We start from the raw sequence: 24411 nt of genomic DNA on the forward strand, positions 1-24411 counted from the left end.
ACTTTTAAAACCCCTTCCGGTAACGGAAAGGTCTTTGCTGGAGGCAAAAGTCCCTTCGGTAAAGCGTAGAACCTCATGTGTTTATGCAGATCTGAAAGAACTTCATTTACAAATGGAAATCTTAAAGGCAGCATAAATGCAGGCAGATATACAGCGGACTACCTGCAATGTGGGAACCTGCCATATCTGGCATGGAAAAATGCGCATAACTGCGCTGGCCTAAGTTACAGGCGTATCCGCCGATATTTAGTCTGACGCCTAAAGCGTCTGGAAGCACGCGACTTCAGTCGTGTGAGGATAAAGTTTTTAATTCACAAGATACCGCGGCTGGTTATACCATTGATCAATGAGGTGTTTCATACATCCTATCCGGAAGATGTAGAGATCACGCAGCTTCGCAATGAGCACCAGCAGGCGGACGGGGAGGTCATCACGGATTCCTGTCTTCTGATCGGGAAGAAGATGTACCATATTGAATGTCAGAGTACGGATGATACGACAATGGCAGTGCGTATGATAGAGTATGACTTTGCGATTGCTATTGAACATGCGGCAAAGCAGGGACGAAGGTATGAGATAGAGTTCCCGAGATCCTGCGTGTTGTTTTTGAGAAGTTCGGGGAATACGCCGGATTTTCTGGAAACGAATGTGATTTTTCCGGATGGGAGAAAGCAGATGTACCGCGTACCAACTGTAAAAATGGCTGATTATACAGCGGAAAGTATTTTTGAGAAAAATCTGCTGATGCTGCTTCCGTTTTATATCATGAGATATGAGAAAAGAGCCCATGATATGAGGGAGAATCCCCGGTTATTTCAGACATTGTTGAATGAGTATGAGGAGATACGTGTAAAGCTTGAAAAGGAACTGATAAAACTGATTGTAAAAATCTCGGACTATATCTTCCAGGATGAAGAGAAGATCCAGAAAGGGATAGGTGATGCTATGGGTGGAAAAGTTTTGGAACTGGAATCGGAAAGGTTAAGAGCGGAAGGGGAAGCACGTGGCAAGGCGATTGGCGAATCTATTGGAGAAGCGCGTGGCAAGGCAATTGGCGAATCTATTGGCAAAGCAATTGGCGAAGTCAGAGGAGAAGAACGCCTTAGTGTTTTGATTAATAAACTTATTCTTGATAAGAGAAATGATGAGATTCAGATCGTAGTGACAGATGCTAAAAAGCGCAGGCAGTATTATGATGAGTATGGACTTTAGAACCGAGGTGTGGAAGATCATTCCTTTGATTTGTATATTCCGCATTGTGGAGATTCTGTAAAAGAGTGTTTTCTCAGACGTATTCCGGGGATAATAAGGGAAGTAATTATTTGTATTACTATTCACTGGTAGTATCCCGCGAGGTGTTTTTTGTGAGCGAAGGTCACAGAAAACCCGAGAAATACCGCGCGAATTTATGCGTTTAGCATAAATTCTGTGCATCGCGTAGCGTGTTACTGGGCACGGAGTGAACAGTAATTTATTTGTAATCGGGATATTGACAAATTATGGATAAAATGTTAAGATGGTTTCGTAAAAAACGAATAGCGTTTAGCGCACATGTACAGCTCATTACTACGGTAATGATTGAAGAATCGTTGGGTGAGAATCCCAAACAGGGCTTTCGTCCCTTGTAGTATATTCAGTCTGCAATTCACTGTATTCTTGTAGAAGTATTCATAAGGGATACTTTAATATAAAGGATAGGAGTGGATTCTTGGTTTGTACATTGATATTCCCTGCCGAATCCGGCAGGGATTTTTTTTGCACTTTGATAACAGAATATCGGAAGTAACGTTATCTCTTTATCTTTAGCTTTTGGAAATCCGGTGAGATACCGGTACGGTTTCATCCCCACTGTAATAAGGACGAACACTGCGAAGCCATTGGAAATTATTTCTGAGAAGGGCAGCAAGTAGGTTAGAGTATGCCTGAAAAATACTCTGGAACTTTAAGTCAGGAGACGGGCTTTAGAATGTGTGTGAAAATGAAGAATGGACATCTGCAGGCAGAGCAGAGGTTTATTTTTTGTACCCTTTTTGGGAAAAAGCAATCATTAATCAAGATATTATCAGGAAACAAATTTCCGATAATATAAAGATTTGCAATGCTTTGCGAATCGGTAACAGTTTAATTTCATTTCATAAAAGAAAGGAGAACAATATGAAAAATTCAAAAATGAAATTAACAAAACGTATCATGGCTCTGTTAATAGCTGTTATGATGGTTGTGGCAATGTGTGTTCCAGCCTTTGCATCAGAAACAACAGACAAAAACACCTTTACATTACCAGTATCTATTCAGACTCAAGTTATGAATGGCAAAGTAATTCGCGCTGCTGATGTAACACTGAATGAGGGTGATACTGCTTTGGATGCTTTGAAAAAACTGTATCCAGCTGAAACTGAAACAAAAGAAACTATTTCAGGTGTTGAATATCATTATCTTGGTGATCTGAAATGGTATCAGACTTCTTATACTTTTGATGGTGTAACTTATACAAGTAATTATATTCCTGCAATTAAGATGCCAGGACACTCTCAAAATAATAGATTTTTTGGAGACAACGGTACTATAAGTTCAGATCCAATAGCTTTAAAAGGTAAATACAAATATTTACCTAAATTAAATGCAACTGAAACGAAACTTGGGTTAGCAAAAAACAGCACTTTTAATAATCAGATACATGCTACAGATTGGTTATCTGAAAAAGATTATAATAATTATTCAGGCTGGATGCTTTTGATTAATGGAAATACAAATAACAATGGCGTAGATACAGTTCTTACCAAAGATAGCGGAAGTGTATGCCTTGCATTTAGTATGATGACAGGACTAGATTTAGGTCAGACGGGTTACATTAAAAATAGTGAAGGAGAATGGACGCAGGTAAATCCATGGTAGAAGTTTTCAAAACATATTAATAAAATAAATGGAATTTGAGCAAAGACTGGACATTAAATTATGTCTAGTCTTTGTTTTTTGAGGTAATGAAATGAATAAAAAACATAAGAGTAATATGCAGCATTTCATCCCATCTATAGCATTAATGCTATTTATGTTTTTGTGTTTATCCATCATAGATGTAAGAGCAGAAACCGGATTCATAAAAAATGATGCTGGTGAGTATGAAATATGGGATAGTACGGGATTTTATACTTTTAAAGATCAAATTATTAATGGAAAAAAATTTGCTGGAGAAACCATATTATTAAAAAATGATATTTCAATTCAGGTGGATGAAAGTGTAGATGATTCAAATTGGTTAGAATTTGATGGTGAGTTTAACGGACAAAATCATAGCATTGAATATTCTACAAATCAATTTGAGAAGGGAAAAGAAGTTTTTCCTTTTGATGTAGAAGGAAGCATAGAAAACTTAAAAATTAACATAGATAGATTTAATTTAACGAATAATGATGATATTGGTGCTTCTTTTTTGGTAAATGAGTATTCATGCGGTACATTACTTGGAATTGAAGTCACAGGTACAGTAAATGTATATCTGACAGATTTTAATAATAATTTGCTGTTTTCAATTTTTGATTCGGGAGGAGGATTAATAAAAAATTGCAGTTCAGGTGTGGATTTTTCTATTCATGCAGAACAAGAGGAGCAAAAAAATTTTAACGTAGTTTTAGGTCTGTCAGAATTTGGAAATGCAGAATTATATACTGGTACAGAATTTGTAAATTGTTTTGCTTATGGAGCATATAATAATAATTTTGCTGAGCAGTTTTCATCTGATACAATCTTCGAAAGAAATATAATGATTGTACCATTTACAGATCTTTTACCAGATCGCTGTTGTACTTTTGAAAATTGTTACTACGATAATGAAAAATTTATAAATACCTATATATCTGGAAGTAAAACAGAAGATGATCTTTCTGATTTAAAAGATCTCAATCAATCATGTTCACGTACAACCGAGCAGATGCATTCCCAAGAGACATACGAAGGTTTTGATTTTGATAAATATTGGAAAATGTCTGCTGACGAAAATGATGGATATCCATATTATTTTCCACGTGAAGCAATTATAACCTTAGATGTTAAGCCAATAATTACTGAAAAAAAAGTATGGAATACAGAAACGCCAAAAGATCAAAATAAATACAGTACTACGAATACTTATTATTATCCTTATGTGGGTGATACAACTGTTAATATTGATCATTTTGAATTTGCAAATATAACAACAAAACAACAAACATTGATTGATACTTATGGAGTCACACCGGAACTTAATACAGAGGACATCAAATCTGCTAATGTAGAAATGAGTTATCTTGGAAACAGACCTGTGACTGTAGAATGGAAGGATAATACAACTCCAAGTCTGACAGTTGCAAAAGCAGATCAGGCAAAAGAAGATGGATATGTTTTTCGTGTTAATGTTCTTAAAGGGTCTTGTGAAGTTCTTGATAATGGAGCTGAGGTAGCTCATACAAATGACTGGTATTATCAAAAAGCTCAGGATGCGATAGAACTTATTTTGAAAGGCGGTTCTTATAATGTAGAAAATCCATGCTGGACTGATTCGACGGTCTGGTTTGTGTTTACTGCTGCAAGATGTCATTACTATCCGAATGGGGATAAACAGTATTTTGACAAATGGTTTGCTAATACAAAAAAGAAACTTCAGGAAATGAAAGATAATGGTGAAGAATTAGACGTTAACAAATATAATGTTTATCAGAAACTTGTACTTACCATTGAAGCAATTGGATATGATCCAAGAGACATTGACAGTTATGATCTTCTGGAATTTATTTCTCAACCGGATATCGTAAACAGCAAGAACTATTTAGCTAAAGAATATACGATTCATGCATTGAAAGCAGTTGGTTATGAATCCAAAAACTATACAAATGAAGATATGGACAAATGGGCTCATGAAAAAGCTGCAAATATAGCGGCAACTCTGACAGAATCAGAAGATGGTAATCATAATCTGGATAATGCGGACAATTTTATGGCATGGCAGACTTTGCTTTACTGGTATAACAAATCCGGATTTGAAGATGTCACAAATACAATTAACAAGTCGTTTGAAACAGAATATGTTCCAATGCAGGTACAGCGCGCAACGGGAGCATTATGTACAGCTGCATATGAAAATCCAACTCCTCCGCAGGTAGCAGGAAATAATGCATGGAACGATGCGCAGGGACTTTTGTATGCATCGACATATGATAGAGATATTTTAGACAAGAATGCAGGATTTATTAAAAATGGAAACACCATTTTGGATGCGACATTTGATTTGATTAATTTTGAAAAAGGAACAATTCCCGGATTTTACTGGTATGATCCGGCACAGATTGCCAGAGGCTTAGATGGATTTGTCAGATGCTATCAGCGTAATAATCTGGGACAGAAAGATCAGGTAACTGTATTCTGGGATTTCTCAGACGTAACTGTTCCAACAAAAGACGTTAACGACAAGATCCTTGCCCTTAACGATGACAGTACGAAAAAGCAGATCAAAGCAGCGAGAGACGCTTACGAAGCATTAGACGAAACTCACAAGGCAATCTTTAACAAGGATACACTCAGAAAGCTTCTTGCAGCAGAGACTGGTTCAGGTAATTCTATTGAAAAAGCTATGGCAGCCATTGATGCGATTCCGGCAGCGGATAAGCTGACACTGGATGACAAGGCGGCTGTAGAGAAGGCAAGAACTCTTTATGATTCACTGAATGATGAAGAGAAATCTGTAATTACAAATTACTCTAAGCTGACTGAAGCAGAGGCTAAGATCAGAGAACTTGAGAAACAGCAGGAGCAGAAAGATAAGGATAAGAAAGCGGCAGAGAAGGTTATCGCTGATATTGATGCGCTTCCTTCTTCTTCTGAACTGACTCTTGATCCGTATGTTCTGCAGCTTCTTGACCGCGTACAGGCAGAGTACAATGCTCTTACGGATGCGCAGAAGGCTCTGGTTACGAATTACAGTACGTTACAGTATCTGAGAAATCTGATCCCTGATCTGAAGGCTGCGGCTGCAGTTGTTGATAAGATCAAGGCGATCGGTGAGGTTACTTCCGATAATTATCTGAAGAAACAGGCTCTTGTAGTGGAAGCCAGAACGGCTTATGATGCCCTGACAGCAGATCAGAAGAAGCGTGTGACAAACTATGCAGAGCTTGAAAAAGCAGAACTGTTTATCAGCAGACAGAGTACAGATGAGAAGGTTGCTTATGTGATCTCCTTTATCGATGAACTGAATATCACTACTTCATCTTCAGGTGCTCTTTCTGACGGACCTCTGAGACTGACAGAGAAGAATAACAATGTTCCAACAGAGAAGATCTGGAATGACTGGAAGGCTTATGTGGTAAATGCAAGGGCATTGTATGATACGCTTGATGACCAGCAGAAAGCCCAGGTTACAAATACAGCTTCTCTGGAGAAAGCAGAAGGTTATATTTACCAGCTGAAAGCCGATGCGCTCAAGGCAATGCTTAAAGCACTCCCGGATGCGCAGACAGTACGAGGATATGAGGCACCTCAGCCGACTACAGTTCCATCAGCACAGGAGGCAGCTTCTGTTGAAGAGGAACAGGCGGTACCGGCACAGTCTGAGGGATCTGATTTCTCAGATGGAAGTGCGGACGCATTCAGCAGTGATGCAGTTGATGAGCAGGCAGCTGAGACAGTGGATATCCCTCAGGCAGAAGCAGCAGAAGCTGAAGATACTGAAGATGTCCAGACAGATGTTGATTTCTCCTCTGATGAGGAAGTTCCGGCAGCAGGTGATACCTCTAAGCGTGAACTTACAGAAGCAGAGCTGAAACAGATCGCAGAAGCCAAGAATGCTTATGACAGATTAACAGAAACAGAAGAGAAGAAATTCAGAAGCGAAAACACTGCACTGGTTGAGAATATGGAGAAGCTTCTTGCCATGGCACTGACTTATGAGAAAGGCCAGAGTGCATATCAGCAGTTCTTCGCAGATGAAGCAGCACAGATTTATGCAACAGTAAAAGATCACCCGGTAGACAGAGATTCCTACGCAGATGTTAAGGCTTTCCTTGACCGTTATGCTAAGGATTATCAGGGACAGGAAGATGCCATGGCAGGCCTGAAAGTCAAAGTCGGCAGTCAGGAGATGACTTTTGCAGAGGTTATCGCAGCACTGACGGCACAGGCTGACAAGGCAGGTAAGGACATTTCAGATGCACAGCAGGCAGATGAGTGGATCAGCAATCTTCCGACTGCTGTTACCAAAGAGAACATTGCAAATGTAGAAGCAGAGCTTGCAGCACTTCAGAAGCTGATCGACGGCATGAGTGTGGAAGGCAAGTCCTATATGTGGAATGCGAAGCAGTTAGGGCTGATCAAGACGATCGTGGCAGATTACCACATTGAACTTGCGGGTAAACAGGGTGCATTTAAGGCAGATATGCCTGCAGATCTTCAGACAAAGGCAATCAACTATAAGACTGCCCAGATCAGCTGGAGCAGCGTGGATAACGCAGACGGATACATGGTATACCGCAGAACTGCAGACAGCGGATGGAAGAAGATCGCATCCCGGGTAACAGACATTTCCTATAAGGATCAGAAAGCAGTTACAGGAACAACCTATTATTATACTGTTAAGGCGTACTCTTACGCATGGGGCGAGATGACTGTAAGCAGCTATGACAAAGATGGTGTTGCAGGAAAAGCCAGACTTGGCAAAGTAAAGATTGCTACGGCAAATTCTGAAAGCTACAGTACGATCCGCGTAACATGGAATAAGGTTTCCGGTGCAAATGGCTATAAGGTATACCGTTCTACTTCAAAGGATGGCAAATATGCAGCCATTGGTTCTACTGCAAAGAACAGCGCAGTTACTTTCCTTGATAAGAAAGCAGTTACCGGTAAGACTTATTATTACAAAGTACGTGCTTACCGCAATGTAAGCGGAAAGAAAGTATACGGAAGCTATTCAGCAACAGAGAAAGCAAAGGCAGTACTTTCTGCTCCGACCCTGTCCGCAGGCTCAACTTCAAAGACAGCAGTGCTTGAATGGAGTAAGGTAAAGGGTGCCGATGGCTATCAGGTATATGCCAGCGATTCCAAAAATGGTACCTATACCCGCATAAAGATCACCAAAGGTACAGGTGCGACAGACGAGAGCCTCCTCACCGGAAAGACCCGTTACTATAAAGTACGTGCTTACAGAAAAGTAAACGGAAAAGCAGTTTATGGCTCTTTCTCAAAGATTAAAAAAGTAACTGTTAAATAATAAAATCAGTATGCAGTGTGTTATCAACACACTGCATACCCCAAAAGAAGGTAAGAGAATGAAAAAAGCATTTATAATTATAATTTTATGTATGATTTTGCAAATTTTTACAGTTACTGTATATGCAAATGATAGCAATGTAAATATTGTAAGCGCTGATAATTATGAATCACGGGAATTTAATCAATGGAAGCGCGCTAAGTATAATTTTTCATTTAATGTATCTACCGAAAAGAAAACTATAAAGGCATTATGTAGTGCTGTGTTAACTGCAACTGGAACAGCAATTGGATCTTGCGGAGGTGAAGGAGCAGCTATAGCAGGAAGTGCAATTGGAGCGGGAATTTCTTCTTATGCGAGTGATTGTATAGAGGAACATTACAGTAAATTCAAAAAAAAGGGATATGGTACTTCAATTACAGCTATGTATGGTTCAAAATTGCGCGTGATTATATCGATATATTCAGATTCAGCAAGAACAAAATTAGTTTCTGAATATAAAATGTCTACAGATTCCTATCCTGTATAATTTATATATATGAATAAAATAAAAATATTTTTGCTGACTATTTCATTAATGTTTTTGGCGAGCCTGGCAGCTATATTTATATCAAGAGAATTTATATTCCACAATAAAATTTCAGATTTGAGCTGCCTGTTAAACATATGGAAAGATACTTATGGATGGAATTTTCTGATAAATGTAATAATCGCTCTGATAATTGCTGCAAAATTTGGAAAGAATGATACAAAAAAATAAGGCAGATGTCCTTTCCACCTGCTATATGACAGGGGGAGAGTCATCTGTCATTTTGTAATTTCAGGAATTGCGGGTGCTATTTTACCCGGATGTAATTTTTTAGATTAACAACGCGGAGGAAACAAATGAATAAACAATGGATGGCACTGCTTCTCAGTACAGGAATTGCTGTGACCGCATGTCCTGTACCCGCAGCCCAGATGCCACCGGCTGAGCAGATACACGGGGAGGCAGAAGAAACTTCTGTCCCTGTACAGCATGATGATTCTGACGACAGAGAAACTGCGAATGAATTCCAGTCTGACACCGAACCATCTCAGTCAGAGACAGACGATGGCGCGGCCGGAAATGAAGAAGAAAATAATGAAGCCGGTGAAGAAAAGCTGGATATACCAGCCATGATTTCCTGTATTCAGGAAGCAGCGGCGCTCGAAGAAATTGATCTGTCCTCAGAAACGGTCTCGAAGTTCTTTCTTGCCAGTGACACCTATGACAGTCTGACAGAAGAGGAACAGGCAGAAATTGACCCTGAGATCAAAGAGGCTCTTGAAACTGTCCGAAACCGTATCGCGGCACTGATTTCTTCTGACAGTGGAGTGACCGCTACGGGAAATCCCTGGTATGTGCAGACTCACGTGCAGGAGAATCCGGATCAGGAACAGACTATACAGGAGCTCTCCGAAGCATATCCGGGGACTCTTCCACAGCTTCTTTATGATATAAATATTTCCTATACGGATATCCGTACAGGAGAAAGCTATCAGCCAATGACGATGATCTCTCTGACCTTTCCTGTTCCGGATGGCTATGAGAGTCTGACGAAGCCGAGGATCCTTAGAAGTACCGGGGATTCGTTTATGGAACTGACTCCTCAGACGACAGAAGATAACCGTTTCTATCTGGATAGTGCCAGAACTTTAAACCATCTGATCATTGCTGACTTTCCCGCAGGACTTCAGGGAATCTCTCTTAACAGTAAATCCGTTAAGATCAACCGGGGGCAGAAATACACCCTGAAGGTGGTTCCGATACCGGAATCGGTTACGGAAGAGTATACAGTGACATGGAAAAGCAGTGACACTTCTGTTGCGAAAGTAAGCAAAAAGGGAGTTGTCACAGCAGTAAAGAATGGCAAAGCTACGATTACCGCTTCTGTAACACAACACCCGGAAATGACGGCCTCCTGTAAGGTAACGGTCATGCAGGGAGCAAATGCCCTGAAGAAATCGGTCAGTCAGGTTATGGCAGAGACCAGCGCCTATATGCGTGCAACAGATACCAATCCTTCTGTTGGCAGCGAATGGTATGTGCTTGGACTGGCGAGAGGCGGTTTAAGCCTGAAGGAGAAATATTTCTCTACCTATTATAATCACACGGCAAATTATATCGAGGAAAAGAAGGGAATCCTTACCAATACTTCCAAATATACAGAGTATTCCAAGAGAATCCTGGTCCTGACCTCAGAGGGGAAGGATGCCCGCAATGTGGGGGGTTACAATCTGTTTCAATATATCTCTGATCTCAGCCTTGTGAAGGAACAGGGATTAAACGGCCCGATCTGGGCACTCCTTGCCCTTAACTGCCACCCGGAATATTCTTTCCCGGAGAACCCGTCTGCGAAGGAGCAGAATTCGGAATCTGCGCTGGTGAATTTCCTGCTGCAGAGTGAACTCTCGGGTGGCGGATGGACGCTGATGGGGAGTAATGCAGATTCTGATATCACCGGCATGACACTGCAGGCGCTGGCACCGTATTATCATAAATCAGGTTATGAGAATGTGACTGCTGCCATTGACAGAGGGCTGAATAAATTGTCGGAAATGCAGAACGACAGCGGTGGATATTCCACGATGGGTGTGGAGACAGAGGAGTCCTGTGCACAGATCATCACGGCTTTATGCAGCCTTGGGATTGACCCGGAGACGGATTCGCGTTTCATCAAGGGCGGCCACTGGACAATAGAGAATCTTCTTTCCTATCATATCGATGGAAGTGGATTTATGCATGTAAAGGCGGGTGCCGGAAATAACGGCGGGGCGGCAGCAGGCACTCTGGACGGGATGGCTACGGAGCAGGGATATTACGCACTGGTTGCCTACCAGCGCCTGAAGGATGGCAAGACGAGCCTTTATGATATGTCAGATGTGAGTATCAAAAAAGGTGGCAAGGGAGATGGTTCCGGTACCGGTCTGAAAGAACCCACGCCGATTCCTACCCCGACGCCGGTTCCTGCCACAACACCGTCAGGCGGCAATACGAAAACGCCGGGTGGATCCGGGAAATCTCTGGGTGGTAAGTCTTCCGGCAGCAAAAGCTCCACGGGTTCCGAAAGCTCAGGAAAGGATAGTGGCTCCGGTTCAAAGGATTCTAAAAACAGTAAATCAAAGAACAGTAAGTCATCAAAGGATAAGAATTCCGGCGGCTGGGATTTCGAAGCAGAGCCTTATACAGAGTCGGAAGAGACTTCACAGATGGATACCGGTGAGGATGGATATCAGGAAACTGCCGGGGAGAGTGAAACCGGAAGTCTGACCTCAAAGAAGAAAGAATATGGTATGATCTTTGGTTTTGCGGCAGGCGGTGCTCTGGCGGGAGGACTGGCAGGCAGTGGCATTAAGGCCGGAGTGAGGGCTCTTATTAAGAAGCGGAGGAAGAAGAAATGAGGATAAAGAAAAAGGGACTTGCCCTGTGGCTTGCACTGTTTCTGGGGGTAAGTTCGCTCTCAGGCTGTGGCGGCGGGGATGATGGCATGACACAGCTTTCCGAAAAAGGAGCTGAGATCTTAAACAGCACGGAGGAAGACTCTGATACAGATGTGGAACCTTTGAAGCAGAAAACAAAGCTTCCTGAGGACGGAATCATCACCCAGGCGCAGATGGAAACGATCGCCGGAAAGGACGAAAAGTATTATTTTACCGGAAAAACGGACAGCGGGATCAGTTATAAGTGGACTTACAATGGAAGCCAGATTCAGAATCCGGTGGAGCAAAAACTTCTGGTACAGTGCAGTGAAGATGGAACAGAAGAGGTAAAGAAGCTTGCCAATGATGCGCCTTATGCGTTGAAAGTCACACTGGAGAAGATGAATCTGGCAGCGCCTGCGAAGCTGACCCTGAATCTGAAAGAAAAATGGGACGCGGATAAGGTTCTTTACTGTCTGGAAGAAGATGGAAAGCTTTATCAGCTTGATACTGCAAAGATTACTACCAGAGAAACCGGAAAGAAAAAAACAGAGCGCACAACACTTACCTTTAACGTGACTAAGACAGGAGGAGATTTCTATCTGATCGGCGGTTCTACCACAGGTGAATCTACGGATGAATCCGATGACAAATCCAAGGGCACTGCTGATAATAAGGATACACAAAACGGTGAAAATTCCACTGGAAGTTCTGGCGGTCAGTCCAGCACAGATGGAAATACCAGTTCCGGACAGACAGACTCTTCCGGCGATGGAACAGGCAATACAGACACTTCCGGTGGCGATGACAGCTCAGATACAGCCATGACCTGTACTTTCTCTATCGAGTGTTCTACGATCCTGAATAACTGGGATGATCTGAAAGAGTCCAAGGCAGAATTTGTGCCTGCGGACGGCTGGATCCTGTATCCTTCGGAGGTGGAGTTCTATGAGGGGGAGACGGTATTTGATGTGCTGAAGCGTGTATGTAATCAGGCCGGTATTCAGATGGAGTCGGAGTGGACACCTATGTATAACAGTTATTATGTATCCGGTATCAATAACCTGTATGAGTTTGACTGTGGCAAGGATTCCGGATGGATGTACTGTGTCAACGGCTGGTATCCGAATTATGGCTGCTCGAAATATACGCTGGAGGACGGCGATACGGTAGAATGGCGTTATACCTGCAATCTTGGCAGGGATGTGGGGGATCAGTATTATGACTGATGCTTTTTCCAGGTGCCATCCTGTTTTAAATTTCTTTTATTTTGCCGTGGTGCTGGGGTTTACCATGTTTATCCAGCACCCGGTTTACCTGGCAGTCTCTTTTGTGGCTGCCACAGCTTACTCCATGTGGCTTAACGGAGTAAAGAAGGTTCTGAAAATCAATTTTCTTCTGACGCTACCGAGTCTCCTTATCGTGGCACTCTTAAACCCGATGTTTAACCATTACGGAGTCACACCGCTTCTTTATATAGAAAGCAGCGGAAACTGGGTTACGCTGGAGGCAATGGTATATGGAATCGTTCTGGGATGTGTACTTTTTATTATGATTTTGTGGTTCTCCTGCTATAACCAGATCATGACAAGTGATAAATTTATCTATCTTTTTGGCAGGATTATCCCTGCGATGTCTCTGATGCTGTCTATGGCGCTTCGGTTTGTGCCTCACTTTATGGCCCAGCTGAAGGTGATCCGCAATGGACAGAAATGCGTGGGGATGGATGTGAGCAATGGCAAATGGTTTAAGAAGATCCGTTATGCGTTAAATATGGTGTCCATTCTTGTCACATGGGCACTGGAAAATGCGATTGAGACGGCTGATTCCATGAAAAGCCGTGGCTATGGGTTAAGAGGACGTACGGCTTTTTCTATTTACCGTTTCAACAGAAGGGATAAACTACTGGGAACTATGCTTGTCGGGCTTTGTGTGATTTTCGGATATGGATGTTACCGGGGAGCTGCTTTTGCACAGTACAATCCCAGAATCCTGCTTGCCGGTTTTACTGTTTTCGGAAGGGTTCCGAAGCAGTCGTGCAGTCTGCTGCTGGCTGCTGTCACATTTGTCAGCTTTGGTGTGTTCTGTTTTCTGCCGCTGATTCTGGATCTGTGTGAGGAATCTGCCATGAAGAAAAGCAGAAGCCACGTACAGGGAGAGATGGCAGTGACCTACAGAAAGATTTATGAAGATATGGAAGGAGAAGCGAGATGAAGATAATAGAAGTGAGAGATTTTTCCTTCCGTTATGAGAATGGCAGCAGGGAGTCACTGTCTCATGTGTCACTGGATGTGGAGGAGGGTACCTTTAATGTGCTGTGCGGTAAGAGTGGCTGTGGCAAGAGTACGCTGCTTCGCCAGCTGAAGTCGGATCTGGCTCCTTTTGGCAGCAGTTCCGGGAAAATCTGTTATTATGGGCGGGATTTGAAGGAAGTCGGCCACCGGCAGCAGAGCCAGGAAATTGGCTATGTACTGCAAAATCCCGAAAATCAGATCGTGACAGATAAGGTGTGGCATGAGCTTGCATTTGGTCTGGAAAGTCTGGGATATGATACGCCTACGATTCGTCTGAGAGTGGCAGAGATGGCAAGCTATTTCGGGATTCATCAGTGGTTTTATAAGAATGTCTCGGAGCTGTCCGGAGGGCAGAAGCAGCTTTTAAACCTGGCGGCGATCATGGCTATGCACCCGAAACTTCTGATTCTGGATGAACCGACTTCTCAGCTTGATCCGATCGCGGCTTCTGATTTTCTGGAAACGGTGAGAAAGATTAACCGGGATATCGGCACTACCATAATTCTGACGGAGCACCGGCTGCAAGATGTCATCCCATGGGCGGACAGGGTATATGTGATGGATAAGGGCAGTCTGCTCACGCAGGGGGCACCACGGGAGATCGGTGAGTTTCTGAAGAGGGAACATCATGGAATGTTTCTGTCCATGCCGGTTCCCATGCAGGTCTATGCAGAGGTAGAAAATGATCTGCCATGTCCGCTGACTGTAAGAGAGGGAAGGAACTGGATCACACAGGTGATGGCAGCAGCTTCTAATACAGTTTCTGCTTCTGAAGAAAGTTATTTTTGCAAAAATAAACAAAAACTGCAAAAAAAGCTGAATACAGTCAAAGATAAACTGCTGCCTGATTCCAAAAGCTCTCTGCCACCGGCGATTGAGGTAAAGGATGTGTGGTTTCGCTATGAAAAAGACGGAAAGGACGTTGTACAGGATCTGAACCTGAAAGTAAAGCAGGGAGAATTTTATGCGCTTGTCGGTGGAAACGGAACGGGGAAAAGTACGACTTTATCGCTGATCAGTCGTGTCCGTGCTCCCTACAGAGGCAAGATTCTCCTGAATGGGATTGATATCCGCAGGTATACGGATACCCAGCTTTACAGAGGGTATCTGGGTGTGCTGCCACAGAATCCCCAGAGCATGTTTATCAAGAAGACAGTCCGGGAGGATCTGTATTCTATCATCGGTGGGGCAAAGGAGAAGAAATCTTCCGAATACACTGCCAATATGAGGAAGGCAGAGGCGATCGAGGGAATCGTAAGTCTGACCAGACTGGAAGGACTGCTTGACCGTCATCCGTATGATTTAAGCGGTGGAGAACAGCAGCGTCTTGCACTGGCTAAGGTTCTGCTGTTGCAGCCGAGGCTTCTTCTGATGGATGAACCAACGAAGGGGCTGGATGCAGAATATAAACAGGAACTGGGAGACATTTTAAAGAAGCTCAAAGCTCACGGGATCACTATCTTTATGATCTCGCATGATGTGGAGTTTGTCGCAGAATATGCAGACAGGGTCGGCCTGTTCTTTCAGGGAAATGTGGTGACGTGTAAGAGTGCAAGGGATTTCTTTGCGGGAAACAGCTTTTATACGACTGCTGCCAATCGCATGGCAAGGCATTATTTTCCTGATGCTGTTACCGGAAAGGAGGTGGCTGCGTGCTTGAAGGCAAGGCTTTAGACCAGTTTATGGACCGTTTCTTCGGGGATTCCTGTGCACAGAGCCTGCCCGGGGAAGAGGAATCCGGACAGGAATTAGAGGAATATGAACTGAAAGAGGATGGAATCATTATCCAGCCGATCCATAAAGGAAAGATTGAGAAGCGTACCTGGATTGGTCTGATTATGTTTCTGGCTTTTGTTCCGCTGGTGCTTTTTATCCTGGTTCATAAGTTTCATGGTAAGCATGATGTAGTGATCAGTCTTTTAATACTTGCCTATGCCACGATCCCGTTCTTTATGGTATTTGAGGGCCGGCATCCACAGGCAAGAGAGATTATGGTCATTGCCGTAATGGCGGCTCTTGGGGTCGCAGGCAGGAGTGCTTTCTTTATGATCGGAAGCTTTAAGCCGATTGCGGCCATCGTGATCATTACCGGGGTTTCATTAGGTGGTGAGGCGGGGTTTCTGTGTGCCTGTCTGATCATGATGATCTCAAATATGTTTTTCGGGCAGGGACCGTGGACACCCTGGCAGATGTTTTCCTATGGAATGATCGGATATCTGGCAGGAATCCTTTTTCAGAAAGGGATTCTCAAAGCCAGGAAGGTGGATCTGTGTATTTACGGATTCTTAAGTGTGTTTCTGATCTTCGGCGGGATCATGAATCCGGCATCTATTCTGATGGCATACGGATACATCACAAAGAAGAGCCTGATCGCGTTTTATATCTCAGGTGCACCGGTAGATCTGGTGCAGGCAACTTCTACGGTAATCTTCCTGTGGATCCTAAGCAGGCCTCTGCTGGAGAAACTGGAGAGAGTAAAAAGAAAATACGGGCTGCTGCAGCGGCCCGAAAATAAGGAGGAAAATGAATATGACAAAGAATAAGCTATGGCAGGCCATTAAGGGGCTGACTCTTGCAGCCGGAATGGCAGTGGGGATTTTTGCGCTGGGACAGACCGATGTTCTGGCAGATACCCTGACGCTGACTGTGGAGAAGAACACGATCGGCCAGGGTATGATCCTGGATCCTGTACAGGTGGAATTTGCGAAAGGAGAAACCTGTGCAGATGTTCTGCTCCGCGGGTTAAGTGAGAACGGGATTACGCCGCTTTATGACACAAATACAAGTTATGGTTTCTACTTAAGGGGAATTGCCAACTGTGACAGTGGAAGCCTGAATCCACCGGCATGTATCCAGAAGGTTCTCTCCGAGACTTCCACCTGGACCGGTGATGCCTATAAGCTTACTGATAACAAATATGCACCGGATCTGACAGAATTTTCCTACTGCTCCGCATCCGGATGGACGTATACTCTGGATAATGTATTTATGGGTGTCGGAATGGGTGCGAGTCATCCGTCAGACGGAAGTGTCCTGCGTGTTATGTTTGCCCTTTGCGGTGGTACGGACATTACAGGATGTGACCCGTATAATAATAACAGGCAGATTTTTGAGGCGGCAGATAAGAGCGAGCTTATCCGCATGATGGGAAAGGCAAATGCAGAGCGTTCCAGATGGTCCCAGGTCAGCGGATTCTCCGGTGCATATGCCGAAGCGGACAGTGCGCTGACTACGCTGGATGCGTCTGCAAACAGAGTTTATGAAGCGGTTCAGCTGCTTAAAAGTATTGAGTCAAAGCTTCCGGTAGCACCGAAGCTGATCAGCTTAAATGCTTCTGATCTGACTCTTACAAAGGGAGACAGCTATACACTGACTTATACGATTGTTCCGTCTGATGCGGTGGGAACTGTAAGCTGGACTTCTTCCAACAATTCTGTTGCAAGTGTAAACGGTGGTGTGGTAACAGCAGTGGGAGAAGGTTCTGCGGTGATTACTGCGAGAGTTTCCGGAAGTGTCTATGCGACCTGCAATATTTCCGTTTCTTCCAGACCGGTCAGTGTGACAGGGGTGAGTATTTCTCCGTCCAGCCTGAATCTCTCAACGAAAAGCGGTTCCAGGACACTGGATTACACGATCACGCCAAACGGCGCAAAACCGTCCTCTTTGTACTGGGAATCTTCCAACTCTTCTGTAGTAACCGTAGATGGCTCCGGCAAGGTAACTCCTGTGGGTGCCGGTTCTGCAGATATTACACTGACTACGGACAATGGAACGAAAGGCACCTGCCACGTGACTGTTACAGCGCCGGCACAGAGCATTGCTTTGAGTGACAAAACGCTGACTCTGGCAATTGATCAGGGAACCTATACCCTGACCTGGACATTCAGTCCGAAGGGAAGCGGCGGGGAACTGGTATGGACCTCTGATAATGCAGGCGTTGCCAAAGTAGACCAGAAGGGTGTTATCACACCTGTTTCTGTAGGAGAAACCGATATCCGTGTAAAAACAGATCAGAATGTAACCGCAGTGTGCCATGTAGTTGTAAAGGGTACTGCGAAAGACCTCTTTGCAGCAGGAATGCCAGAGATCACAACCTGCAAGGCGGCAGGAAATACAGTTCTTCTTACTTGGAATAAATATGAAAATGCAGATTCTTACATTATTTTAAGACGTAAGATGGGTGAAAGCAAATTCGCAAAGATTGCTACGGTCAAAGACCTCTCCTATACAGATACAGCGGTTTCTCCGTCAACTCCTTATTATTACAGTGTACAGGCTGTTTCCACCAAATGGGGCGGTGCTATTAAAAGCAGTTATGACAAAAACTTCTCTGTAACAACCAATGGAATTGCACCGACACCAACTCCGGCACAGACAGTAAAACCGAAAACCCCGGCTGTCACAGTAACTGCCGGTAAGAAACAGGCTACACTGAAATGGAAAAAGGTAAGCGGTGCCAAAGGGTATGTAGTATACCGTGCCACATCCAAATCCGGTAAATATAAGGCAGTATCAACGATTAAAAAGGGAAGCACTGTTTCTTATATAAATAAGAAGCTTACGTCTAAGAAAACATACTATTACAAGGTGCGGGCATATCGTACCGAAAACGGTAAAAGAATATACAGCAGCTATTCTAAAGCAAAGAGCGCTAAGATCAAATAATATAAATTCACACAAGTCCAGTGTGTTAGAAAGCATATTGCTGTGAACAGAAACGATGTTAGAGCGTGTTTGAAGAATTAAAAATATAGGATTGTGCTATTTAAGAAAATATGTTATATAATACAATATATAGAGAGTTAATTCTCTATTCGCATGATGAGATGAGTGACGGTTCTGACTCATCGGTAAAATAAATATAACCGAGAGATGAGATGAGTGACGGTTCTGACTCATCGGTAAAATAAAATATGACCGAGCGAAGAGTATAACGAGAGGGAGTTCATTTTCCCTCTCGTTTATATGTATATAAGGAGAATAAAATTGGAAATTGACTATGCTGTTTATAGCCTTTCAGATAGATTTTACGAGAAATATCCGAATCCGCCATATAAAGAACTTTTGAAGAAAAAGGAAAGAGGATATGCTTGTTTACTTATTCAAAGTCATTATGGATATTTTATATGCATTCCATATAGAACGGAGATTTCCCATAAATATGCATATCACTTTCGCAAATCGTCTCGTTCGCAAAAACATAGATCAGGACTTGATTATACTAAAATTGCTATTATAAAAGATATTTCGTAACTATTCAGCAGTCTACTATCCCGCGAGGTGTTTTGGCATGAACATGCCAAAATCCCGAGACATACAAGTCAAAATCCCTCCGGGCAGGATCGCACTGCGACGGAGAGGAATTATGTCGCTGAAGCGACCCGTCGCAGGCGGAGAATCCTGCAAGCAGGATTCTTTCTTGTGGATTTTGACTCGTAACTGTGAAGGTACTGAACAGTTACAAAAGGAGAATAATACAATGGTTCCAATCGCACATATAGAAAATAATTTTCCAACCAAATTCGGTATTCCCAGGCAGAGTGGCCGTGTAGGGGCGCTTAAAGCGAGAATTGTATTTGAGCCGGAATATCGCAATGTGGATGCCTGCCGTGGTCTGGAGGAGTTTAGTCATATCTGGCTGATCTGGGAGTTTTCGGAGGCAAAGAGGACAAAGTGGTCACCGACTGTCCGCCCGCCCAGACTTGGGGGAAATGTGAGAAAAGGAGTTTTTGCCACAAGATCTCCCTTTCGTCCCAATTCCATAGGATTATCCTGTGTGAAGCTTGAGAAAGTAGCTCTGGATGAGCCGGACAGCCCTGTACTTTATGTAGAAGGTGCAGATCTGATGAATGGAACACCGATTTTCGATATTAAACCATATATTCCTTATGCGGATTGCCATCCGGAAGCAACAGGAAGTTTTACCGAATATTCCAAAGATCATCATCTGAAGGTAGAATTTCCCAAGGAGCTTCTGGAAAGAATACCCGGGGAAAGCAGAGAGGCTCTGATCGCAGTTCTTGCAGATGATCCCCGTCCTGCTTATCAGAATGATCCGGAACGGTCTTACGGAATGCCTTTTGGAGAGAAGGATATTCATTTTCGGGTGGATGGAGATATCCTTCGTGTTTATAATGTGACAGAATTTGTAAAAAAACAGCAGGAATCTTCGGCAGATTGTGGAAAATAACCATTTTCGGATATTTCTGTAAGAAAGGCTTGCAAAATTGGAGTTTATTCAATACAATATTAAACAGACTTTATGTTGGTAGAGTGACAAAGACTGATGGGAGATCGGTCTGAAAATATTTAGTGACATATGAGGAGCAGGAAAAATGAAGAAAATTGTTAAATTCGGAGGAAGTTCTCTGGCAAATGCAGAACAGTTTCAGAAAGTAGGGGAGATCATCAGAAGTGATGAGAGCAGACGTTATGTGGTTCCGTCCGCTCCCGGAAAGAGATTTGACGGAGATACAAAGGTTACAGATTTACTTTATAAATGTTATAATACTGCAGTTGAAGGGGAAGATTTCATCCCGATTCTGCAGGAGATCAAGGGAAGATATTATGAGATTATCCGCGGACTGAACCTTGATCTTTCTCTGGAAGATGAATTTGCTCAGATCGAAGCTGATTTCAAGGCACAGGCAGGCACAGACTATGCAGCATCCAGAGGAGAATTTCTCAATGGTAAGGTGATGGCAGCATATCTGGGTTATGAATTTGTTGATGCAGCAGATGTGATCCGTTTTGATAAGAACGGAAATCTGGATGCCGAGAAGACAGACAGACTTCTGTCCAAAAAGCTGGCAAAATGTGAACATGCCGTTATCCCTGGATTTTATGGCGCTGGTGAAGATGGAAAAGTTAAAACTTTCTCCAGAGGAGGTTCTGATGTAACCGGTTCTCTTGTGGCAAAGGCTATCAAGGCAGACCTCTATGAAAACTGGACAGATGTTTCCGGTTTCCTGGTAACAGACCCGCGTATTGTTAAAAATCCGGAAGTGATCGAGAGCATTACCTACAGAGAACTCAGAGAGCTTTCTTATATGGGTGCAACTGTTCTTCATGAAGATGCGATCTTCCCGGTTCGTAAAGAGGGAATTCCGATCAACATCAAAAACACAAACAGACCGGAAGACAAGGGTACTTTTATTGTTGAGAGCACATGCAAGAAACCGAAATTTACAATCACAGGTATTGCAGGTAAGAAGGGATTCTGTTCTATCAATATTGAGAAATCCATGATGAACAGTGAGGTTGGTTTCGGACGTAAGGTACTTCAGGTATTCGAAGATCAGGGAATCAGCTTTGAGCATGTTCCATCAGGAATCGATACAATGACTGTATATGTACATCAGGATGAATTCGAAGAAAAGGAACAGCAGGTAATTGCCGGAATTCATCGTGCAGTACAGCCGGATTTCGTAGAAATGGAATCTGACCTTGCACTGATCGCTGTTGTAGGACGTGGTATGAAATCCACCAGAGGTACAGCAGGAAGAATCTTCTCAGCACTTGCCCATGCAAATGTAAATGTGAAGATGATCGACCAGGGTTCCAGTGAGCTGAATATCATTATCGGTGTGGAGAACAGAGATTTTGAGACTGCGGTAAAGGCAATTTATGATATCTTTGTAATTACCCAGATCTAATTGAGAATTGCAGGAGCTCCTTCACAGCGGAGCAATTTGTGGATATGATGTTTACCAATTATAGGATAAATAAAATAATGGACCGTCAGAAATCAGCATAGAGATTTCTGGCGGCTTTTTATATTATAGGAAATTACTCCGTAATGTTCCTATAACATAAAAAAGCCCTCCGGGCAGGATCGCACTGCGACGGAGAGGAATTATGTCGCTGAAGCGACCCGTTGCAGGCGGAGAATCCTGCAAGCAGGATTCTTTCTTAAATTCAGGAGTTTTTACATGATGATGAATTCTGTGTTATAATGAACGGACGATGTTGGATAATTATTTGATAGCTATTGTTGCGTGAGGTGTTTTGATATGGATAAGCCGGTGGTTCGTATTTCCGTCAGAAATCTGGTGGAGTTTATATTAAGAAGCGGGGATCTTGACAACCGGGGAGGATCTTCTGACAGAGAAGCAATGCAGAAGGGCAGCAGACTGCACAGAAAAATACAGGGCAGGATGGGAAGCCATTACAGAGCGGAGGTCTCTCTTAAATATAAAACAGAATATGAAGATGTAAGTATCCAGGTAGAGGGCAGGGCTGACGGAATTTTTACAGAGGATGGACAGTGCTGGATCGATGAGATCAAGGGTGTCTATGCAGATGTCAGTCAGTTGGAGAAGCCTGTAGAGGTTCACCGCGCACAGGCAATGTGTTATGCCTGGATCTATGCGCAGGAACAGAAAGCAGAGAAGATCGGAGTGCAGATGACATATGGGAATCTGGACACAGAGGAGCTTAAGTTTTTCAGAGAAGAATATACGCTGGAAGAACTCGGGCTGTGGTACCAGAAGCTTCTGGACAGGTATCATAAATGGATCGCATACCAGCTTGCATGGAAAAAAGAACGGAATGTGTCCATGAGTGATCTGGAGTTCCCTTTTGAATATCGTGAGGGACAGCGAAAAATCGTATCCGGTGTATATCACACTATATCCACAGAAAGACAGATTTTTGTCCAGGCACCTACAGGAGTAGGAAAGACCATGTCCACGATCTTTCCGGCAGTGAGAGCAGTTGGTGCAGGACTGGGGGAAAATATTTTCTATCTTACAGCAAAGACCATTACCAGGACTGTGGCTGAAGAAGCTTTCTCCATATTAAAGGAGCATGGACTGAAATTTAAAGTGATAACCATTACCGCTAAGGAAAAGCTGTGCTTCTGCGATAAAACAGAATGCAATCCTGAGAACTGTCTGTGGGCGAGAGGACATCTGGACAGAGTGAATGATGCTGTTTTTGAACTGTGGACCACGCAGGACAACTATGACAGGGATACTCTGCTGGAATATGCGAAGAAATGGCAGGTGTGTCCCTTTGAAATGTGTCTGGATCTGGCAGTCTGGGTGGACGCTGTGATCTGTGATTATAATTATGTATTTGATCCCAATGTTTATCTGAAAAGATTTTTCGGGGAGGGTACTTCTGGAGAATACATTTTTCTGATCGATGAGGCTCACAATCTGGTGGACAGGGGAAGGGAAATGTACAGTGCCCATGTGGACAGAGCAGATGTACTGGAGGCAAAGAAGCTGGCTGTTGATTACAGCAAAGGTCTGGTGCGTGCACTGGAAAAAGTGAACAGACAGCTTCGAACTCTGGAAAAGGAGTGTACAGAGTACGAAATCCTGCCAAATCCCGGAGCAGTTTCTCTGGGAATGCTTCAGGTGATGGGGGAGATGGATAAGCTCCTGGAGGAACTTCATGGAAAGGAACTTCCGGAGCAGCTGCTGGAATTTTACTTCTGTGTGAGAGATTTCCTGAACATTGATGAACTTCTGGATGAAAATTATGTGGTTTATACAGAAATGGGAGAAGGGGGAAAGGTGATTTTGCGGCTTTTCTGTGTAAATCCTGCAGCAAATATTCACAGATGTCTGGAAAAGGGAAAAAGTGCGGTGTTCTTTTCTGCGACTCTGCTTCCCATGGATTATTACCGTGCACTTTTAAGCACCAGAAAGGATGACTATGGGATTTATGTGACTTCTCCTTTCAGGCAGGAGAACAGGTGCATTCTCACAGGACGGGATGTGAGCAGCAGGTATACCAGAAGAGGATATGAGGAATATCACAGGATCGCATCTTACATTGCCAGAACTGTATGGACAAGAAAAGGAAATTATATGGTATTCTTTCCTTCTTATAAATTTATGGAAGATGTTCTGGAGGTGTATGAGAATGAGTTTTCAGCGGAATGGGTTCGTTGTATTTCGCAGACATCGGGAATGAATGAAAGGGAGAAAGAGGAATTTCTGGAGGAATTTTCTGCATCAGAGGGAACGCTGGTAGGATTTTGCGTGATGGGCGGGATTTTTTCAGAGGGGATTGATCTGATGGGAGAGAAGCTGATCGGAGCAATCATCATAGGGACTGGTCTTCCTCAGATTGGAACAGAAAGGGAGATCCTCAGGCAGTATTATGATAAAAAGGGTGTGAATGGATTTGATTATGCATACAGATATCCGGGAATGAATAAGGTGCTGCAGTCAGCCGGGCGTGTGATCAGAACCCAGGAGGACACAGGGATCATACTTCTGCTGGACGAGAGATTTACAGGAAAAGATTACAGGAATCTGTTTCCTGCTGAATGGTCTGACAGGGGAAACTGTACTTTAAATACTGTGGAAGAACAGCTGGGAAGCTTCTGGAACAGGATCAGAGAAAAGAACTGAACACGGATACTGAGATTCTGGTCTTTGCTGGAAAAAAGATAAAAATCTTGCTATCCTGAATAAAACAATATAT

General features: G+C 43.3%; 14 protein-coding genes and 1 riboswitch. All 14 genes read left to right on the forward strand.

Annotation, left to right across the window (positions count from 1 at the left end):
- Positions 1-339 precede the first annotated feature (339 nt).
- The 14 genes from LI074_RS08625 (at position 340) to LI074_RS08690 (ending at position 24338) form a co-directional block, all read left to right on the forward strand.
- Positions 340-1212: a hypothetical protein gene (locus LI074_RS08625; protein ID WP_173698103.1), complete on the forward strand. Its 873-nt coding sequence runs from the start codon at positions 340-342 to the stop codon at positions 1210-1212.
- Positions 1213-1763: 551 nt separating this feature from the next.
- Positions 1764-1978, forward strand: a riboswitch (cobalamin riboswitch).
- Positions 1969-2895, forward strand: coding sequence for a hypothetical protein (locus LI074_RS08630; protein ID WP_173698104.1), 927 nt, complete (start codon positions 1969-1971; stop codon positions 2893-2895). (Overlaps the previous riboswitch by 10 nt.)
- Before the next feature lie 91 nt (positions 2896-2986).
- The gene (locus LI074_RS08635; protein WP_173698105.1) at positions 2987-8233 is read left to right on the forward strand and encodes a fibronectin type III domain-containing protein; all 5247 of its coding nucleotides are present in this window, start codon (positions 2987-2989) and stop codon (positions 8231-8233) included.
- 58 nt (positions 8234-8291) lie between these two features.
- Positions 8292-8762: a hypothetical protein gene (locus LI074_RS08640; RefSeq protein ID WP_022381184.1), complete on the forward strand. Its 471-nt coding sequence runs from the start codon at positions 8292-8294 to the stop codon at positions 8760-8762.
- A gap of 356 nt (positions 8763-9118) precedes the next feature.
- On the forward strand, positions 9119-11656 hold the full coding sequence (locus LI074_RS08645) for an Ig-like domain-containing protein (protein WP_173698106.1): 2538 nt from the start codon (positions 9119-9121) through the stop codon (positions 11654-11656).
- Entirely contained in the window at positions 11653-12903 is a 1251-nt protein-coding gene (locus LI074_RS08650; RefSeq protein ID WP_025580293.1) for a DUF4430 domain-containing protein, read from the forward strand. Before LI074_RS08645 ends, LI074_RS08650 begins: the two co-directional genes overlap by 4 nt.
- The gene (locus tag LI074_RS08655) at positions 12896-13888 is read left to right on the forward strand and encodes an energy-coupling factor transporter transmembrane component T (protein ID WP_161276301.1); all 993 of its coding nucleotides are present in this window, start codon (positions 12896-12898) and stop codon (positions 13886-13888) included. The genes LI074_RS08650 and LI074_RS08655 overlap by 8 nt, the downstream gene beginning before the upstream one ends.
- Positions 13885-15642 carry an ABC transporter ATP-binding protein gene (locus tag LI074_RS08660; protein WP_173698107.1) on the forward strand — a complete coding sequence of 586 codons (1758 nt, stop codon included), beginning with the start codon at positions 13885-13887 and terminating at the stop codon, positions 15640-15642. Before LI074_RS08655 ends, LI074_RS08660 begins: the two co-directional genes overlap by 4 nt.
- Positions 15621-16511, forward strand: a complete 891-nt coding sequence (locus LI074_RS08665) for an ECF transporter S component (protein WP_022380417.1) — start codon at positions 15621-15623, stop codon at positions 16509-16511. Before LI074_RS08660 ends, LI074_RS08665 begins: the two co-directional genes overlap by 22 nt.
- Positions 16498-18633 carry an Ig-like domain-containing protein gene (locus LI074_RS08670; RefSeq protein ID WP_161233744.1) on the forward strand — a complete coding sequence of 712 codons (2136 nt, stop codon included), beginning with the start codon at positions 16498-16500 and terminating at the stop codon, positions 18631-18633. Before LI074_RS08665 ends, LI074_RS08670 begins: the two co-directional genes overlap by 14 nt.
- 321 nt (positions 18634-18954) lie before the next feature.
- The gene (gene tenpIN / locus LI074_RS08675; RefSeq protein ID WP_173698108.1) at positions 18955-19221 is read left to right on the forward strand and encodes a type III toxin-antitoxin system TenpIN family toxin; all 267 of its coding nucleotides are present in this window, start codon (positions 18955-18957) and stop codon (positions 19219-19221) included.
- 226 nt (positions 19222-19447) lie between these two features.
- Positions 19448-20158, forward strand: a complete 711-nt coding sequence (tsaA, locus tag LI074_RS08680) for a tRNA (N6-threonylcarbamoyladenosine(37)-N6)-methyltransferase TrmO (RefSeq protein WP_173698115.1) — start codon at positions 19448-19450, stop codon at positions 20156-20158.
- A gap of 145 nt (positions 20159-20303) precedes the next feature.
- Positions 20304-21623: an aspartate kinase gene (locus tag LI074_RS08685; RefSeq protein ID WP_008705535.1), complete on the forward strand. Its 1320-nt coding sequence runs from the start codon at positions 20304-20306 to the stop codon at positions 21621-21623.
- A gap of 357 nt (positions 21624-21980) precedes the next feature.
- Positions 21981-24338, forward strand: coding sequence for an ATP-dependent DNA helicase (locus LI074_RS08690; protein ID WP_173698109.1), 2358 nt, complete (start codon positions 21981-21983; stop codon positions 24336-24338).
- The last annotated feature ends 73 nt before the right edge of the window (positions 24339-24411 follow it).

The sequence above is a fragment of the Blautia sp. MSK18_10 genome, from assembly GCF_020553185.1.
GTDB classification, from domain to species: domain Bacteria; phylum Bacillota; class Clostridia; order Lachnospirales; family Lachnospiraceae; genus Blautia_A; species Blautia_A wexlerae.

Excerpts from the sequence above, each read along its gene's own strand:
- LI074_RS08635 (WP_173698105.1), top strand. The coding sequence starts at position 2,987 with ATGAATAAAAAACATAAGAGTAATATGCAGCATTTCATCCCATCTATA.
- LI074_RS08640 (WP_022381184.1), top strand. The coding sequence starts at position 8,292 with ATGAAAAAAGCATTTATAATTATAATTTTATGTATGATTTTGCAAATT.
- LI074_RS08645 (WP_173698106.1), top strand. The coding sequence starts at position 9,119 with ATGAATAAACAATGGATGGCACTGCTTCTCAGTACAGGAATTGCTGTG.
- LI074_RS08650 (WP_025580293.1), top strand. The coding sequence starts at position 11,653 with ATGAGGATAAAGAAAAAGGGACTTGCCCTGTGGCTTGCACTGTTTCTG.
- LI074_RS08655 (WP_161276301.1), top strand. The coding sequence starts at position 12,896 with ATGACTGATGCTTTTTCCAGGTGCCATCCTGTTTTAAATTTCTTTTAT.
- LI074_RS08660 (WP_173698107.1), top strand. The coding sequence starts at position 13,885 with ATGAAGATAATAGAAGTGAGAGATTTTTCCTTCCGTTATGAGAATGGC.
- LI074_RS08670 (WP_161233744.1), top strand. The coding sequence starts at position 16,498 with ATGACAAAGAATAAGCTATGGCAGGCCATTAAGGGGCTGACTCTTGCA.
- tsaA (WP_173698115.1), top strand. The coding sequence starts at position 19,448 with ATGGTTCCAATCGCACATATAGAAAATAATTTTCCAACCAAATTCGGT.
- LI074_RS08685 (WP_008705535.1), top strand. The coding sequence starts at position 20,304 with ATGAAGAAAATTGTTAAATTCGGAGGAAGTTCTCTGGCAAATGCAGAA.
- LI074_RS08690 (WP_173698109.1), top strand. The coding sequence starts at position 21,981 with ATGGATAAGCCGGTGGTTCGTATTTCCGTCAGAAATCTGGTGGAGTTT.